The following is a 16,113-nucleotide window of genomic DNA, read 5'->3' on the forward strand; positions in this document are numbered from 1 at the left end:
CTGCGCACGGGGGAGGTGCGCGGTCTCTCCCGGGGCTCGGCGCCGGCGGCCCTGTGCGACCGCTCGCCCCGGCTCCGCCGAGGGGGGCGGCTCGGCAGCGGGGTCACACGTGCAGCAGGGTCTTGATGGCGCGGCGTTCGTCCATGGCACGGTAGGCCTCGGCGGCCCGATCGAGGGGGAGGGCGAGGTCGAATACCTTGCCGGGATCGATCCGGCGGTTCCAGACCAGGCCGATCAGCTCGGGCAGGTACTGCCGCACCGGGGCCGGGCCGCCGTGCAGGTGCACGTGGGAGAAGAACAGCTCCTGACCGTCCAGTGTCACGTCGTGGGAGACGCCCACGTAGCCGACGTGCCCGCCGGGGCGGGTGGAGCCGATGGCCTGCCCCATCGACTGCTGGGTGCCGACCGCCTCGATGACCGAGTGCGCGCCCAGCCCGCCGGTCAGCTCCTTGATCCTCGCCACGCCGTCGTCGCCGCGTTCGGTGACGATGTCGGTGGCGCCGTACTCCAGGGCGAGCTCCTGGCGCGGAGCGTGGCGGCTCATGGCGATGATCCGCTCCGCGCCGAGCTGCCGGGCGGCCAGTACCGCGAGCAGGCCGACCGCGCCGTCGCCGACGACCGCGACCGTCTTGCCGGGACCGGCCTGGGCGGCCACCGCGCCGAACCAGCCGGTGCCGAGCACGTCGGAGGCGGCCAGGAGGCCGGGGACCAGGTCGTCGTCGGGAATGTCGGGTGTGGCGACCAGGGTGCCGTCGGCGAGCGGGACGCGCAGCCGCTCCGCCTGGGCGCCGAGCGCGCCCATGGGCTCGCGGCGGACGCAGGAGGACTGGTAGCCGGCCCGGCAGATCTCGCAGGTGTTGTCGGAGGCGAAGAACGAGCCGACCACGAACTGGCCGGGCCTGATGTCCGTCACCTCGCCGCCGACCTCCTCCACGACGCCCACGTACTCGTGGCCCATCGGGGCCGGGCCCCGGACGGGCTCGATCCCGCGGTAGGGCCACAGGTCCGACCCGCACACGCAGGTCGCCGACAGGCGGATCACCGCGTCCGTCGGTGAGACGATCCCCGGGTCCTCGCGCTGCTCCACCCGGACATCCCCGGGGGCGCGCATCACGACACCGCGCATGGCTGCTGCTCCTTACCTGCTGTGATCGGTCGAGGGGCGGCCCCAGGGGCTCCCGCCCACGAAAGGCCGAGTACTGCGGCAGAGAGTGCCGGGCGCCGCCCGGGCGGCCCCGCGGTCCCCCGTTTCACCCGCCCGGGCGGCCTGTACCCAGGGCCGCGATCTCCTCCTGCCCCCGCCGCGGGCACGGGCAGGAGGAGATCCGCACCACCCGGGTACCCGGTTTTCCGCGCGGGCGGACAGGCTCTGCTCCACCATCCGGGAACAGGCCACCGGCAGCACCGGCCCGGCCTGACCCGGCACACCGGCCAGGCCGCAACACGCCCCGGCACGCCCCGGGCCGCTCACACCCCCGTCAACGTGACCACGTCTCTCGGCCACATACGCCGACCACGACGGAACCGAGAAGCTCCCGGTCGCGGGAGGCTTCCTTCGCCGAGGTCGAGCATGTGTCGGCCGAGCGTGCCACGGGGCGGATCGCCGCCGGGACGATCAGTCCGCACCCTCCCGAAGCGGTCGACCGGTGGCGGCCTGCTCGATCTTCTCGTCGAGGGGCATCACCACGCCCCGACCTGCCTTTCGTACCTTCGGTCCGCTGTTTCGCCGGATACCGGTTTCAACCGTCCGATCCGGGTACTGACGGGTCTCATGACGCACACTCTGCTCACCGGCCCGTGGGTGCTCATCGGATACGTGGCCGATCGGGTGTCGGAGGGCGATCTGGCGGCGGCGCGGGCGCAGATGGGTTTCTCCCTCGCCTGGCACATCATCGTGGCCTGTCTGGGCGTCGGGCTCCCGGCGCTGACGCTGCTCGCCGAGTGGTACGGCATCCGCACCGGCAGCCCGGCGCACCGTTTGCTGGCCCGCCGGTGGGCGCGTGCCATGGGGGTGCTGTTCGCCGTGGGTGCCGTGTCCGGCACGATCCTCAGCTTCGAGATGGGGCTGCTGTGGCCCGGCCTGATGGGAAGGTTCGGTCAGGTGATCGGGCTGCCCTTCGCGCTGGAGGGCATCGCCTTCTTCGTGGAGGCGATCTTCCTGGGCATCTACCTGTACGCGTGGGACCGGCTGCCGCCCCGCCGCCATCTGCTGGTCGGCCTCCCCATCGTGATCGCGGGCACCGCGTCGGCGTTCTTCGTCGTGTGCGCGAACGCCTGGATGAACCAGCCGCGCGGCTTCACCCTGCGCGAGGACAAGGTGGTCGACGTCGATCCGTGGGCGGCGATGCTCAACCCGGCCGCCCCGCCGCAGACCGTGCACATGATTCTGGCCGCCTTCATGGTCGCCTCGTTCCTGACCGCCGCCGTGTACGCCGTGGCCATGCTGCGCGGGCGCCGCGACACCTACCACCGGGCGGGGTTCTTCATCCCGTTCACGCTGGGCGCGATCGTGACACCGTTCCAGATCGTCGTGGGCGACTGGGCGGCACGCTTCCTGGCCGACTACCAGCCGACCAAGCTCGCGGCCGTCGAAGGCGTCTACCGCACCGGTTCGCACGTACCGCTGACGATCGGCGGCGTCGCGGGTGACAACGGGCTGAAGTACGGCCTGGAGATCCCCAACGGGCTGTCGCTGCTGATCGGCTACCGTCCCGACACCGTCGTCAAGGGCCTCGATCGTGTGCCGCCCGCCCAGCATCCGCCGGTCACCGGCGTGCACTGGGCGTTCGACCTGATGGTCGCCGTCGGATTCTTCCTGCTCGCCCTCGGCGTGTGGTTGCTGTGGGCGTGGTGGCGCCGTCGCCGCACCGGCGGCGAGCTGTCCACCCCCCGCCTCTTCCTGGCGCTGGCCGCGGTCGGCGGCCCGGCCGCAGTGGTGGCCCTCGAATGCGGCTGGACCGTCACGGAGCTGGGCCGTCAGCCTTGGATCGTGTGGGGCCTGATGAGCGTGCGCGATGCCGTCAACCCTGCTCCCGGCCTGATGACCGGACTGTGGCTGGTGCTTGTGGTGTACGCGGCCATGACCGTCGCGACCGTCTACGTCCTGCGTCGCCTCGCCCGGGGCACCCCGGTGCCGCAGGCACCGCAGGAGGAGGACGTCACCGGGTATCCCGTCGTGTGATCCTCCCGCAGCCCGTTGGACGACCCCTTGGAGGTGACCGTGCTCGCGGACACGGCGCTCGCCGTGATGTGGGTGGGCCTGACCTGCTATGCCCTGTTCGGCGGGGCCGACTTCGGCGCCGGGGTCTGGGACCTGCTGGCCGGCGGCGCCGAGCGCGGCCGGGCCCGGCGCGGGCTCATCGAGCACAGTATCGGGCCGGTCTGGGAGGCCAACCACGTGTGGCTGATCTTCGTGGTCGTGATGCTGTGGTCGGCCTTCTCGCCGGTGTTCGCCGCGGTGATGTCCACCCTGTACATCCCGCTCACCCTCGCCGCGTTGGGCATCATCGCCCGGGGCGCCGCCTTCGCCTTCCGCAAGGCGAGCACCGAACTGTGGCAGCAGCGGCTGTTCGGCGCGTGCTTCGCGTTGTCGTCGCTGCTGACGCCGTTCTTCCTCGGCACGGTGGCGGGCGGTGTCGCCTCCGGCCGCGTTCCGCCGGGGCTCGCCGAAGGCGACGTGGTCACCAGCTGGCTCAATCCGACGTCGCTGCTGGGCGGGCTGCTGGCCGTGGTGACCTGTGCGCACCTGGCGGCGGTGTACCTGTGCGCCGACGCGCATCGGGAGGGACGGCCGGAGCTCGCCGCGGCCTTCACCCGCGACGCGGTGGTCAGCGGCCTGGTAGCGGGCGTCGTGGCCCTTGCGGGCATCGCGGTGCTGAACGCGGACGCCCCCGAGTTGTTCCACGGACTGACCCACCGCGCGCTGCCACTGGTGATCATCAGCGCGGTAGCCGGTCTGACCGGCCTCGGTCTGCTGGCCCGGCAGCGCTTCGTGGCCGCCCGCGCAGCCGCGGCCCTGGCGGTCGCCGCCATCCTGTGGGCGTGGGGCGCGGCCCAGTACCCGGCCCTGTTGGTCGGCAGCACGACGGTGACCGAGGCCGCGGCGAACGCCTCCGTGCTGTCGGCGGTCCTCGTGGTGCTGGGCGTGGGAGCGGTGGTGCTCGTCCCGTCGCTGTGGCTGCTGTACTCCACCTTCCAGCGGGGAACCGCCGACCAGCACACGTCGCGGTGAACCGAAGCGCCTACGCCGGTGTGCGGCCGGGGGAAGGGAATCGCCGTCCCGGCTGCCGCTCGGACACCGTTGCCACGCACGGGGCCGATCCCGGCCACCGGCAAGGGGCCGGCCCGATGACGGCACTCCGTGACCGTCCCGCCGGAACCACGGCCGAATCGGCGACAGTCGGACATGCGACTCCGCCGGGACCGAGGCCGTATATCTGCTCCGCACGACACGCTCGTGCGGAGCGCGGCCGGGTTCGGCATCCCGGTCATGGCTCGGGCGTTCGCACCGAGCGCCCGACGGCGGGGCACCGGCGGGGACGTGTGCGACGCCCGGACGCCACCGGGCGTCGCACGCGCGAGTAGGCTCGGCCCATGCGGATCTCCGTCTCCTCCGACATGGACGAACCCGTCGCCCGGGCCCTGCTCGACGAACTGCGCGAGCGCGGCCACGAGGTGCGCGTGCACGGCGCCCTGAGCCCCGGGGGCGACTCGCGGTGGGCGTTCTGCTCCGAGGCGGCCGCCCGCGACGTCGCCGAGGGAACCGCCGACCAGGCGGTGGTGTGCTGCTGGACCGGCACGGGCGCCTCGATCGCGGCCAACAAGGTGCCGGGCGTACGGGCCGCCCTGTGCACGGACGCCTACACGGCGGACGGCGCGCGCCGCTGGAACGACGCGAACGTGCTGGCGCTCGGCCTGCGGCTGACGTCCGAGCCGCTGCTGAAGGAGATCCTCGACGCCTGGTTCGCCGGGGTGGCCGGACAGGACGCCGACGACCGGCAGAACGTGGACCGGGTGGGCCGGCTCGACGGCGCCCGGCCCACCGGCTGAGCCGTACCGCCGCCCCGCGGCGGATCACAGCCGGACGACGACCAGCGCGGTGTCGTCGGTGGCGCCGCCGGGCGGCAGCAACTCCCGCAGCACGATGTCGGCCAGCGACTCCGGATCCCGTGCCCGGTGGCGGCGCAGCGACTCGGCGAGCCGGAGCAGCCCGGTGTCGATGTCCTCCCGGCGGCGTTCGACCAGACCGTCGGTGTAGAGCACGAGAGTCGCCCCGGGCGTGAACGTGGTCGTCGCCTCGGGCCTGCGCACCGGTTCGGGACGGGCGTCGAGCGGGGGGTCGGTGGCCCGGTCGAGGAACTCCACCCGCCCGTCCGGGTGGACCAGCACCGGCGGGGGATGGCCGGCGCTGCTGTAGTCGATGGTGTGCCGGTCGAAGTCGACGAAGGTGGTGACCACGGTCGCCGACTCGGCGCCGTCGACCACGTGGGCGTAGCGCGCCACGACGTCCAGCGCCTCGGCGGGCCCCGCCGCGACCCGGGATGCGGCGGTGAGCGCGCTGCGCAGCTGGCCCATGACGCCGGCCGCCTCCAGCCCGTGCCCGACCACGTCGCCCACGGACACGCCGATACGGTGGCCGCGCACCAGGTCGACCAGGTCGTACCAGTCCCCGCAGACGTTGAGCGCGCCCACCGCCGGCCGATAGCGCACGGCGGCCAGGTGACCCACCTGCCGCGGTGCGGGCAGCATGGACCTCTGCAGTGCCAGCGCCACCTGCCGCTCCCGGGCGTGCGCCTGGCGCAGGCGGTTGTTGAGTTCCTGCAGCTCGCGGGCGCGCGTGTACAGTTCGGCCTCCAGGACCCGGCTCTGGTCGACGCCCGCGCGGTGGCGGGCCCGCATCAGCTCGGTGACCTCCTCGACCCGGTGCACGATCAGGACCACGGAGCCGTCGCCGCCCAGCACCGGTGTGTTCACCGGGCTCCAGTAGCGCGCCTCCCACTCGCCGGGCCGCTCCGGGCTCTCGACGTCGTAGCGCTGCAGGGCCATGGTGTCGCGCTCGCCGGTGGCCACGACCCGCAGCAGGGAGGCGTGCAGGTTGTGCGCGCCCGAGGAGTCCGGGTCGTTCGGATTGTCCGGGAAGACGTCGAACAGGTAGCGGCCCAGCAGTTCCTCGCGGGACTTCCCGGTCCCGCGGACGAACGCCTCGTTGACGTCCGCGTACACCAGATCGGGGGTGAGGAGCGCCACCATGCCGGGCAGGGCCTGGTACACCGCCGCGTAGTCGATCGCCGTCCGCGTCATGGCCACCGCCTCCTGACGGGAGCGTCATTCCGAGGGGAAGGCCATCTCGAGGGGAAGATCCCCCGGTCCGGTCAGCGACTGCTCGGCCCAGATGACCTTCCCGTCGGGAACGAAACGGGTGCCCCACCGCTGAGCGAGCTGCGAGACCAGCAGCAGCCCGCGTCCGCCCTCGTCCATGGCGCGGGGATGGCGCAGGTGCGGTGTGGTGGCGCCGCCGTCGAACACCTCGCAGACCAGCGCGCGCTCCCGGATCAGCCGCAGGCGGACGGGACCGACGGCGTGCCGGATGGCGTTGGTGACCAGTTCGCTGACGATCAGCTCCGTGGTGAAGACCAGCTCGTCCAGACCCCAGTGGGTCAGCTGCCGGGTGGCCGTCCTGCGGGCCTCGGCCACCACGGCCGGATCCGGCGGCAGGTCCCAGGCCGCCACCTGGCCGGAGTCCAGGAGCCGGGTACGGGCCATCAGCAGTGCCACGTCGTCGTACGGACGGATCGGCACCAGGGCGTCCACCACGGCCCGGCACCGTGTTTCCAGTGAGGGTGCGGCCCTCTGCAGTACCCGTTGCAACCGGTCCTGGCCGCCCGCGGTCGAACCGGTCTTCGTGTCGGTCAGCAGACCGTCGGTGTACAGGGCGAGCGTGCTGTTCTCGGCCAGGGAGAGTTCCGTCGCCTCGAACGGCGGGCCGCCCACGCCGAGCAGGGGTCCCGGCAGCAGAGCGACGAAGCCGACCGTGCCGTCGGGGGCCACCAGGGCGGGCGCGGGATGGCCCGCGGCGGCCATCGTGCACCGGCCGTCGACCGGGTCGTAGACGACGTACAGGCAGCCGGAGCCCACGGCCTGGCCGTAGGTCCCCTCAGGCTCGTCCGGCTCTGCGCCCTCCTCCCGCGCCGAGCCGGACACCAGGTCGTCGAGATGCGCGAGCACCTCCTCGGGCGGCAGATCCTGTGCGGCCAGGGTCCGTACGGCGGTACGCAGCCGGCCCATCGCCGCCGCCGCGGCGATGCCGTGGCCGGGGACCTCTCCGACGACGAGGGCGACACGGGCACCCGACAGCGGGATCAGGTCGTACCAGTCGCCGCCCAGGCCGGTCAGCTCGTCGGCCGGGCGGTAACAGGCCGACACCTCGACGGCGTCCAGCTCCGGGAGCCGGCGGGGCAGCAGACTGCGCTGCAGTACGAGCGTCGCGTCGCGCTCCCTGGCGTAGCGCCGGGCGTTGTCCACACAGACGGCGGCGCGGGAGACGAGGTCCTCGGCCAGGGTCAGGTCGTCCTCGCCGAAGGGGTCCGGGCGGCGCCGGAAGAACCCGGTGACACCCAGGGTGATGCCCCGGGCACGGATCGGCACGATCATCGCGCTCTGCAGACCGAGCTCGAGGAAGGTGGCCTTCCGGCCGTCCGGTGTGCCGTCGATCCACTCCGTGGCGAGCGGGTCGAGCTGCTCCTGGCGCCAGGACCGGCCCGTGGTCAGGCAGCGGACCGGCGGTGAACCGGCCAGAAAGTTCGTCACCGCGCCCGTCTCCCGGACCTTCCGCGGCAGGTCCTCGTACAGCGACCGGTGGCCCGCGCGGCGCAGCGGCACCCTGTCCGTCTCCGCGAGCGGCCCGGGCGGGAGTTCGGCGCCCCGCACCACCGTCTCCAGCAGGTCCACGACCACGAAGTCCGCGAGTTCCGGGACGGCGACGTCCGCCAGCTCCTGGGCGGTGCGCATGACGTCCAGTGTGCGGCCGATGAGCTCGCCGGCCCGGTCGAGCAGGGCGAGCCGCTGGCGGGCCCGGTGGCGCTCGGTGATGTCCACGACGCTGTAGTAGACGCCCATCGGACGGCCCCGGTCGTCGTCGAGCCGGGTGAACGACAGCATGTGCGCCGTCTCGCGCAGCGGCGCCGAACGGACCTGGCCGACGTACTCGTGGCCGACCACCGGCTCGCCGGTCTCCAGCACGTGGCGCATCTGCGCCTCGACGGACTCGGCGTCCAGGCCGGGCTGGACGTCGGCGAACCGCAGGCCCAGCCGCCGCTGGGCCGGGCCGCCGCCGAACCGCTCCAGGGCGGTGTTCGACCACACGTACCGCAGGTCCGTGTCCACGATCGCGAGCCCGATCGACGATCCGGCGACCATCTGCTCGAGCACCGCGCGGCTCAGGTCCCAGCCGGCGGAGCGGCTCATGTCCCGGCCGACGGGACCGGCCAGCTCCGACAGCAGCACCAGCAGGGACGAGCGGCCCCGCGGCTCCATGGTCCGCATGAGCCGGACCATGACGGGGACCGGCCGTCCGTCCCGGTGCCGGGCCGTCATCGCACCCGCCCAGCCGTCGTCCGCCCGGCAGCGCCCGACCAGGTCCGGCACCCGCGCGGCGTCCTCGGCGGTGAGCAGCTCGGCCAGCTTCCTGCCCACCGCCTCGACCGCCGGATACCCCAGCAGCCGCTCGGCCGGACCGGTCCAGTTCGTCACGACGCCCTGCGGATCGAGCAGCAGGGGAGCGGCGTCGGCGACGTCGAACCCCTGCCGGGCGACCCCCGGCTCCTCGTGTCCGTCCTCGTGTCCGCCCACGGTCGACCTCTCTGTCGCTGAGAGTAGTCTACCACCTCTTGTTCCCATCTTCACCCGGGAACCGGGCAGGGGGCTTCCCGGGCGCCGTCCGGAAACGCCCGTTCCCACCCCCCCCGGACAGCGGCCCCGCAGGTCAGGCAGGCGGGAACGGGCCGGCGGCCGGGGCCCGGGCGGGTCAGCCGCCCTGGCCCAGCACCTTCCCCAGCGTCTCCAGGGCCTCCCGGAGCTCCTCGCTCCCGATGGTGAGCGGCGGGGCCAGCCGGATGGTGGACCCGTGGGTGTCCTTGACCAGGATTCCCTCCCGCATCAGACGCTCGCTCACCTCCCGGCCGGTGCCCAGCACGGGGTCCACGTCGACGCCCGCCCACAGTCCGCGCGAGCGGAAGCCGACGACGCCCTTGCCGACCAGGGCCTCCAGCCCGCCGCGCAGCACCACGCCCAGTTCCGCCGCCCGGCGCTGGAACTCGCCCGTCTCCAGCAACTCCACCACCGCCGTACCGACGGCCGCGGCCAGCGGATTGCCGCCGAAGGTCGACCCGTGCTCCCCGGGGTGCAGCACCCCGAGCACCTCACGCCGGGCCACCACCGCCGACACCGGGACGATGCCGCCGCCCAGCGCCTTGCCGAGCAGGACCATGTCCGGGACGACCGCCTCGTGCTCCACGGCCAGCGTGCGGCCCGTACGACCGAGCCCCGACTGGATCTCGTCCGCGACGAACAGGCACCCCGCGCGGCGCGTCAGCTCCCGCACGCCCGCCAGATAGCCGTCGTCGGGGATGTTCACCCCCGCCTCGCCCTGGATCGGCTCGATCAGCACCGCGGCCGTCGTCTCGTCGACCGCCGCCTCCAGCGCCGCGAGGTCGTTGTACGGCACGACCCGGAAGCCGGGCGTGAAGGGCCCGAAACCGGCGCGTGCGGTCTCGTCCGTGGAGAAACTGACGATGGTCGTCGTCCGGCCGTGGAAGTTGTCCGCCGCGACCACGATCGTCGCCCGGTCGGCCGGGACGCCCTTCACGTCGTAGGCCCACTTGCGGGCCACCTTCACCGCGCTCTCGACCGCCTCCGCGCCGGTGTTCATGGGCAGCACCATGTCCAGCCCGGTCAGCGCCGCCAGCCGCTCCGCGAACTCGGCGAGCCGGTCGTTGTGGAAGGCGCGCGAGGTGAGCGTGAGCCGGTCCAGCTGGCGGTGCGCCGCCTCGATCAGCGCGGGATGCCGGTGGCCGAAGTTGAGCGCCGAGTAGCCGGCCAGCATGTCGAGGTAGCGGCGGCCCTCCACGTCCTCCACCCAGGCGCCCTCCGCACGGGCGACGACCACGGGCAGCGGATGGTAGTTGTGCGCGAGGACCGGTTCCTCCGCATCGATCAGCTCGGCGGACGAACGGGTACGGACGGCAGCGGTCATGAGCGGATCTCCTGAGTGCAGCACTTGATCCCGCCGCCTGCCTTGTGGAACTCGGACAGGTCGACGGGGACGGGAACGTAGCCGCGGTCGGTGAGCCGGGCGGCGAGGCCTGTCGCCTCGGGGGAGATGAACACGTGGCGCCCGTCGGAGACGGAGTTCAGGCCGAACGCCATCGCGTCCTCGCGGGTAGCGGTCACCGCGTCCGGGTACAGCCGGGCCAGCACCTCGCGGCTCCCCGGCGAGAACGCCTCCGGGTAGTACGCGATGTTCTCCTCGTCCAGTGTGAACAGGGCCGTGTCCAGGTGGTAGAAGTACGGATCCACCAGCGTCAGGCCGATCACGGGCACGCCGAAGAACTCCTGTGCCTCCCGATGCGCCTCGCGGGTGGTGCGGAACCCGGTGCCGGCGAGGATCCAGCGTCCGGCGGGAACCAGGTCGCCCTCACCCTCGCACACCGACTCGGGACGGTGGACGTCGAAGCCCTCCGCCTTGAACCAGCTCTCGTAGGGCACGGACTCGGGGCGCCGCTCGGGCGCCAGGAACAGGGAGCCGAGGACGCGGCCCTCGACGACGACCGCCGCGTTCGCGGCGAACACCATGTCGGGCAGACCCGGCACGGGCCGCACGGTCTCCACGGTGTGACCGTGCGCGCGGTAGACGTCGACCAGCGTCCGCCACTGCCGCTGGGCCAGGGTGACGTCGACGGGACGGTCGGGACGCATCCAGGGGTTGATCGCGTACCGCACGGCGAAGTGCCCGGGGTCGCAGACGAGATAGCGCCGTGGGGACGGCACACGGGGACCGGTCACAGAGGGGTGCCTCCGCTTCCACGCGGTGTCATCAGGGGTGAGTCCACGGTAGAAAGCGACCGGGGCGGGCGACAAGGAACGAGAGTTGCGTGTTCACGCAGGAATACTGCGTGTTCCCGCTGCTCGGCGCACGTCCGCTGCGTCCTACTCCGGGCCCTGGGGAGCCGGCTGGCTCGCCCCCGCCTCCGGACTCTCCGGGATCAGATGGGACAGCACCATCACGCTGATCGTCTTCCGGATGAACGGCTCCGCGCGGATCCGCTCCAGCACCTCCTCGAAGTGGTCCACATCCCGCGCCCGCAGGTGCAGCAGGGCGTCCGCGCCACCGGTCACCGTCATCGCCGCGGCGATCTCCGGGTGGTTGCGCACCACCTCCGCCAGCCGCCGGGGCGGAGCCGCCCCCTCGCAGTACACCTCGACGTACGCCTCCGTGCGCCACCCCAGTGCCGACGGCTGCACCGTCGCCGTGAAGCCGGTGATCACCCCCGTCTCGCGGAGCCGGTCCACCCGGCGCTTGACCGCCGTGGACGACAGCCCGACGGCCGTGCCGATCTCGGCGAAGGACGACCGGGCGTTCGCCATCAGAGCGGTGACGATCTTCCGGTCGAGCTCGTCGAACGGTGCGGGCCTGCTGTTCATACCGGCACCGTAACGGCAGAACCGGGGCACCATGGAGGGAAACCGAACAGCAGGACCACGAGGAGGGTGTCGCGATGCCCGGTTCCCACAACGGTTCGAACTCGACGAAGACCATGGGAGTGCTCACCGTCGGCGGCCTCGTCGCGGTGACGGCCTACACGGTGGCGCTCGGCAGCAACGGATGGCTGTGGTTCGGCTGGGTCGTCCTGGGGCTGATCACCCTCGCAATGGTCGCCACGCGCAGCGCCTGAGCTACCCGTGGCGTTCGGCGCTCACCTCGGCGTGAGCCGCCCCGCCAGGTGCACGCCCGGCTGGTACTTCGGCAGCCGGACGGTGACCCGCATGCCCGCGCCCACCGCGGTCTCGATGACGAGGCCGTGGTCGTCGCCGTAGACCTGGCGGAGCCGGTCGTCGACGTTGGACAGACCGATGCCGCCCGTGTGGTCGACCTCGCGGGCGAGAACGCGCCGCAGCAGGTCGGGGTCCATTCCGGCGCCGTCGTCCTCGATCACCACGAGGGCTTCGGCGCCGGCGTCCTGTGCGGTGATCTGGATGTGGCACTTGTCGGTCTTGCCCTCGAGGCCGTGTTTGACGGCGTTCTCGACGAGCGGTTGCAGGCAGAGGAAGGGCAGCGCGACCGGCAGCACCTCGGGGGCGATCTGCAGGGTGACGGAGAGGCGGTCGCCGAAACGGGCGCGAACCAGCGCCAGATAGTGGTCGATGGCGTGGAGTTCGTCGGCGAGGGTGGTGAAGTCGCCGTGCCGGCGGAACGAGTAACGGGTGAAGTCGGCGAACTCCAGCAGCAGTTCGCGGGCGCGCTCGGGATCGGTGCGGACGAACGAGGCGATCACGGCGAGCGAGTTGAAGATGAAGTGCGGGGAGATCTGGGCCCGCAGCGCCCTGAGTTCGGCCTCGATGAGCCGGGTGCGGGACTGGTCGAGGTCGGCCAGTTCGAGCTGGACGGAGACCCAGCGGGCCACCTCCCCGGCCGCCCGGACCAGGACCGCGGACTCGCGGGGCGCGCAGGCGACGAGCGCGCCGTGCACCCGGTCGTCGACGGTGAGCGGGGCGACGACGGCCCACCGCACCGCGCAGTCGGGGGTGTCGCAGCTGAGCGGGAACGCCTCACCGCGGCCGGAGTCGAGGGGCCCGGCCAGTCGTTCCATGATCTCGGTACGGTGATGGGCGCCGGCGCCGTCCCAGACGAGGACCTGTTCGCGGTCCGTGAGGCACAGGGCGTCGGTGCCGAGCAGGGAGCGCAGCTTGCGGGCGGATCTGCCGGCGGCCTCCTCGGTCAGGCCCGCCCGGAGCGGGGGTGTGGCCAGGGAGGCGGTGTGCAGGGTCTCGAAGGTGGCGTGCTCGACGGGCGTGCCGAGTCCGGCGAGACTGGCGGGCCGGGCGGTGCGCCGGCCGAGCCAGAAGCCCGCGGCCAGCAGGGGCAGCACGGCGACGCACAGTCCCGCCAGGAATCCGCTCACTTGGACACCTCCGTCCGCAGTTCCTCCGGCAGGTGGAACCGGGCGAGCACCGCCGCCGTGCCGGGCGGCACCCGGCCGGGGGTGGCCAGGGAGACCAGGACCATGGTGAGGAAGCCCAGCGGCACCGACCACAGGGCGGGCCAGGCGAGCAGCGCGTGCAGTGCGCCCCGGCCCGGGAAGCCGACCATGGTCGCGGCGACGGCGACGAAGGCGGAGCCGCCCCCGACCAGCATGCCGGCCGCCGCCCCGGGCGGGGTGAGCCGGCGCCACCAGATACCGAGGACGAGCAGCGGGCAGAACGAGGACGCCGACACGGCGAAGGCGAGCCCGACCGCGTCGGCCACCGGCAGCCCGCCGACCAGGATGCTCGCCCCGAGCGGGACGGCCATGGCGAGCAGCGTGCCGAGCCGGAAGTGCCGTACGCCGCGTGAGGGCAGGACGTCCTGGGTGATCACGCCGGCCACGGCCATGGTCAGCCCGGACGCCGTGGACAGGAACGCGGCGAAGGCACCCCCGGCGACCAGCGCGCCGAGCAGGTCGCCGCCCACTCCTCCGATCATGCGGCCGGGCAGCAGAAGCACGGCGGCGTCCGCGCTGCCGGTGAGGGTGAGGTCGGGGGCGTACAGCCGGCCGAGGGCTCCGTAGACCGGGGGCAGCAGATAGAAGGCGCCGATCAGGCCGAGGACGGCGACGGTGGTGCGGCGGGCGGCGACGCCGTGCGGGCTGGTGTAGTAGCGGACCACCACGTGCGGCAGGCCCATGGTGCCGAGGAAGGTGGCGAGGATCAGCCCGTACGTGGCGTACAGCGGGCGTTCCTCGCGGGACTCGGCCCGCGAGGGCGACAGGGCGTCGTCGGCGCCCCGCCCGGCGGCCGGGACCTCGGCTCCCTCGGCGAAGGTCAGCCGGGTGCCGCCGTCGATGCGGTGGGTGCCGGCGGGCAGGCGGAGTTCGGTGCCGGTGTGTCCGCGGCCGTCGACGGTGCCGTCCACGGTCACGGTCAGCGGCTCGGCGAGCCGCAGGTCGAGGGTGTCGTCGATGCGGACGACACGCTGTTCGCGGAAGGCGGCGGGTTCGTCGAAGGCGTGGCTGGGCGCCCCGTCGCTCTGCCAGGCGAGGACCAGGAACAGCGCGGGCACGAACAGGGCGGTGAGCTTGAGCCAGTACTGGAAGGCCTGCACGAAGGTGATGCTGCGCATGCCGCCGGCGGCGACGATGACGGTGACCACGACGGCGACGATCACTCCGCCGAGCCAGCCGGGGGCGCCGGTGAGCACGGTCAGGGTGAGCCCCGCGCCCTGGAGCTGGGGCAGCAGGTACAGCCAGCCGACGCCGACGACGAAGGCGCCCGCGAGCCGCCGCACCGCCTGTGAGGCGAGGCGGGCCTCGGCGAAGTCGGGCAGCGTGTAGGCGCCGGAGCGGCGCAGCGGGGCGGCGACGAACAGCAGCAGGACCAGGTAGCCGGCGGTGTAGCCGACCGGGTACCAGAGCATGTCCGGGCCCTGGACCAGGACGAGGCCCGCGATGCCCAGGAAGGAGGCGGCGGAGAGGTACTCGCCGCTGATGGCGGCGGCGTTCAGACGGGGGCCCACGGTGCGGGAGGCGACGTAGAAGTCGGAGGTGGTGCGGGAGATGCGCAGGCCGAAGGCGCCGACGAGGACGGTCGCCAGGACGACGAGCGCGACGGCGGGGACGGCGTAACTGGAGTTCACGGTACCGGCGTTCCGTTCCCCGACCTCAGCGGTCCTCGACGAGCCGCACGAAGTCGCGTTCGTTGCGTTCGGCGCGGCGCACGTACCAGCGGGCGAGCAGGACCAGCGGGGGGTACAGCCCGAAGCCGAGGACCGCCCACTCCAGCCGCCGGGCGTCCGGGGCCGCGGCGAAGACCAGCGGGAGCGGGCCGATGAGCAGCACGAGGATCGCGAACACGATGAGACCGGTGCGCAGCTGGATGCGCATCAGGGAGCGGACGTAGGTGTGGCCGAGGGTGGTCTGCTCGTCGATCTCGGTCCGCGGGCGGTAGTAGCCGAAGGCGCGGCGGGCGCGGCGGGGCGGGCCGGTGACGACCACGCGGCGTTCGGTCGGGTCCTGGGGCACACCGTCCCCCTAGCCCGTGGTCCGGCGCATCAGCAGGTCCCGCAGTTCACGGGTGTGCCGTCGGCTGACCTGGAGCTCCTCCGAGCCGATCAGGACGCTCACGGTCCCCGCGTCGAGCCGGAGCTCCCCGATGTGGCGCAGGGCCACCAGGTGGCGGCGGTGAATACGGACGAAGCCGCGCGAGCGCCAGCGTTCCTCCAGGGTGGACAGCGGTATCCGCACGAGGTGGCTGCCGCGGTCGGTGTGCAGCCGGGCGTAGTCGCCCTGGGCCTCCACGTGCGTGATGTCCTCGACGGCGACGAAGCGGGTCACACCGCCGAGCTCGACGGCTATGTGGTCCGGGTCGGGCTCGTGCACGGGGATGCGCGGGGTGCTGCCGTGCTGTGCCGCGGGCTGCGACGCGGCGCGCGGTTCGGCGACGCGGCGGACCGCTTCGGCCAGCCGCTCCTTGCGGACGGGCTTGAGGACGTAGTCGACGGCCTTGAGGTCGAACGCCTGCACGGCGAAGTCCTCGTGGGCGGTGACGAACACGACGAGCGGCGGCCGGGCGAACCCGCCGAGCAGCCGGGCGAGGTCGAGTCCGTCGAGGCCGGGCATCTGGATGTCGAGGAAGACGACGTCGATGGCCTCGGGGCCGTCGGGCCCGGACTCCAGGGCGCGGTTGATGCGGCGCAGCGCCTCGGTCGCGTCACCGGCGCCCTCGGCACTGCCGATGCGGGGGTCCGCGTTCAGCAGGTAGAGCAGTTCCTCCAGCGAGGGGCGTTCGTCGTCGACGGCCAGAGCGCGCAGCATGAAGGTGGAGTCTAGGCGGGAATCCCACGTCTGGACATGTGCCGGACGTGGG

The 16,113-nt window shown here is 73.0% G+C and carries 14 protein-coding genes; 4 read left to right on the top strand and 10 right to left on the bottom strand.

Annotation, left to right across the window (positions count from 1 at the left end; all coding sequences use genetic code 11):
* Positions 1–103: 103 nt before the first annotated feature.
* Positions 104–1,126, bottom strand: coding sequence for a zinc-dependent alcohol dehydrogenase family protein (locus JL475_RS01170; protein WP_202274054.1), 1,023 nt, complete (start codon positions 1,124–1,126; stop codon positions 104–106).
* A 645-nt stretch (positions 1,127–1,771) separates the two neighbouring features.
* Here JL475_RS01170 and JL475_RS01175 point away from each other — a divergent pair.
* From JL475_RS01175 to JL475_RS01185, 3 genes are all read left to right on the top strand, one after another.
* Positions 1,772–3,181 (top strand): cytochrome ubiquinol oxidase subunit I, encoded by a 1,410-nt coding sequence (locus tag JL475_RS01175; protein WP_202274055.1) that lies wholly within the window; start codon positions 1,772–1,774, stop codon positions 3,179–3,181.
* 39 nt (positions 3,182–3,220) lie between these two features.
* Positions 3,221–4,231 (top strand): cytochrome d ubiquinol oxidase subunit II, encoded by a 1,011-nt coding sequence (locus tag JL475_RS01180; protein ID WP_202274595.1) that lies wholly within the window; start codon positions 3,221–3,223, stop codon positions 4,229–4,231.
* A gap of 362 nt (positions 4,232–4,593) precedes the next feature.
* A complete protein-coding gene (locus JL475_RS01185) occupies positions 4,594–5,049 on the top strand; it encodes an RpiB/LacA/LacB family sugar-phosphate isomerase (RefSeq protein WP_202274056.1) in 456 nt (151 codons plus the stop codon).
* 24 nt (positions 5,050–5,073) lie between these two features.
* Here the strand turns inward: JL475_RS01185 and JL475_RS01190 are convergent, their stop codons facing one another.
* The 5 genes from JL475_RS01190 to JL475_RS01210 form a co-directional block, all read right to left on the bottom strand.
* Positions 5,074–6,300, bottom strand: a complete 1,227-nt coding sequence (locus tag JL475_RS01190; protein WP_202274057.1) for a PP2C family protein-serine/threonine phosphatase — start codon at positions 6,298–6,300, stop codon at positions 5,074–5,076.
* A 24-nt stretch (positions 6,301–6,324) separates the two neighbouring features.
* On the bottom strand, positions 6,325–8,847 hold the full coding sequence (locus tag JL475_RS01195; RefSeq protein WP_307824929.1) for a SpoIIE family protein phosphatase: 2,523 nt from the start codon (positions 8,845–8,847) through the stop codon (positions 6,325–6,327).
* Between the two features lie 175 nt (positions 8,848–9,022).
* Complete coding sequence (rocD, locus tag JL475_RS01200) at positions 9,023–10,249, bottom strand: ornithine--oxo-acid transaminase (protein ID WP_202274058.1); 1,227 nt, start codon at positions 10,247–10,249, stop codon at positions 9,023–9,025.
* Positions 10,246–11,043 (bottom strand): dimethylargininase, encoded by a 798-nt coding sequence (ddaH, locus tag JL475_RS01205; protein ID WP_368860222.1) that lies wholly within the window; start codon positions 11,041–11,043, stop codon positions 10,246–10,248. Before ddaH ends, rocD begins: the two co-directional genes overlap by 4 nt.
* Positions 11,044–11,202: 159 nt before the next feature.
* Positions 11,203–11,697: an Lrp/AsnC family transcriptional regulator gene (locus JL475_RS01210; RefSeq protein WP_202274060.1), complete on the bottom strand. Its 495-nt coding sequence runs from the start codon at positions 11,695–11,697 to the stop codon at positions 11,203–11,205.
* A gap of 74 nt (positions 11,698–11,771) precedes the next feature.
* On the opposite strand from JL475_RS01210, the gene JL475_RS01215 reads away from it, so the two are divergent.
* Entirely contained in the window at positions 11,772–11,948 is a 177-nt protein-coding gene (locus tag JL475_RS01215; protein ID WP_202274061.1) for a hypothetical protein, read from the top strand.
* Positions 11,949–11,969: 21 nt separating this feature from the next.
* Here JL475_RS01215 and JL475_RS01220 read toward each other — a convergent pair whose 3' ends face one another.
* From JL475_RS01220 to JL475_RS01235, 4 genes are read right to left on the bottom strand one after another with little or no spacing between them, the layout of a single operon-like run.
* Positions 11,970–13,175 (bottom strand): sensor histidine kinase, encoded by a 1,206-nt coding sequence (locus JL475_RS01220; RefSeq protein WP_202274062.1) that lies wholly within the window; start codon positions 13,173–13,175, stop codon positions 11,970–11,972.
* Entirely contained in the window at positions 13,172–14,884 is a 1,713-nt protein-coding gene (locus tag JL475_RS01225; RefSeq protein ID WP_202274063.1) for a cation acetate symporter, read from the bottom strand. The genes JL475_RS01220 and JL475_RS01225 overlap by 4 nt, the downstream gene beginning before the upstream one ends.
* A gap of 25 nt (positions 14,885–14,909) precedes the next feature.
* Positions 14,910–15,269 (bottom strand): hypothetical protein, encoded by a 360-nt coding sequence (locus JL475_RS01230; protein WP_202274064.1) that lies wholly within the window; start codon positions 15,267–15,269, stop codon positions 14,910–14,912.
* Between the two features lie 9 nt (positions 15,270–15,278).
* Entirely contained in the window at positions 15,279–16,061 is a 783-nt protein-coding gene (locus tag JL475_RS01235; RefSeq protein ID WP_202274065.1) for a LytTR family DNA-binding domain-containing protein, read from the bottom strand.
* Positions 16,062–16,113: the final 52 nt, after the last annotated feature.

The organism is Streptomyces sp. M2CJ-2, assembly GCF_016757295.1.
Taxonomy (GTDB): Bacteria; Actinomycetota; Actinomycetes; order Streptomycetales; family Streptomycetaceae; genus Streptomyces.

Excerpts from the sequence above, each read along its gene's own strand:
- JL475_RS01185 (WP_202274056.1), top strand. The coding sequence starts at position 4,594 with ATGCGGATCTCCGTCTCCTCCGACATGGACGAACCCGTCGCCCGGGCC.
- JL475_RS01235 (WP_202274065.1), bottom strand. The coding sequence starts at position 16,061 with ATGCTGCGCGCTCTGGCCGTCGACGACGAACGCCCCTCGCTGGAGGAA.
- JL475_RS01210 (WP_202274060.1), bottom strand. The coding sequence starts at position 11,697 with ATGAACAGCAGGCCCGCACCGTTCGACGAGCTCGACCGGAAGATCGTC.
- JL475_RS01175 (WP_202274055.1), top strand. The coding sequence starts at position 1,772 with ATGACGCACACTCTGCTCACCGGCCCGTGGGTGCTCATCGGATACGTG.
- JL475_RS01190 (WP_202274057.1), bottom strand. The coding sequence starts at position 6,300 with ATGACGCGGACGGCGATCGACTACGCGGCGGTGTACCAGGCCCTGCCC.
- JL475_RS01215 (WP_202274061.1), top strand. The coding sequence starts at position 11,772 with ATGCCCGGTTCCCACAACGGTTCGAACTCGACGAAGACCATGGGAGTG.
- JL475_RS01170 (WP_202274054.1), bottom strand. The coding sequence starts at position 1,126 with ATGCGCGGTGTCGTGATGCGCGCCCCCGGGGATGTCCGGGTGGAGCAG.
- rocD (WP_202274058.1), bottom strand. The coding sequence starts at position 10,249 with ATGACCGCTGCCGTCCGTACCCGTTCGTCCGCCGAGCTGATCGATGCG.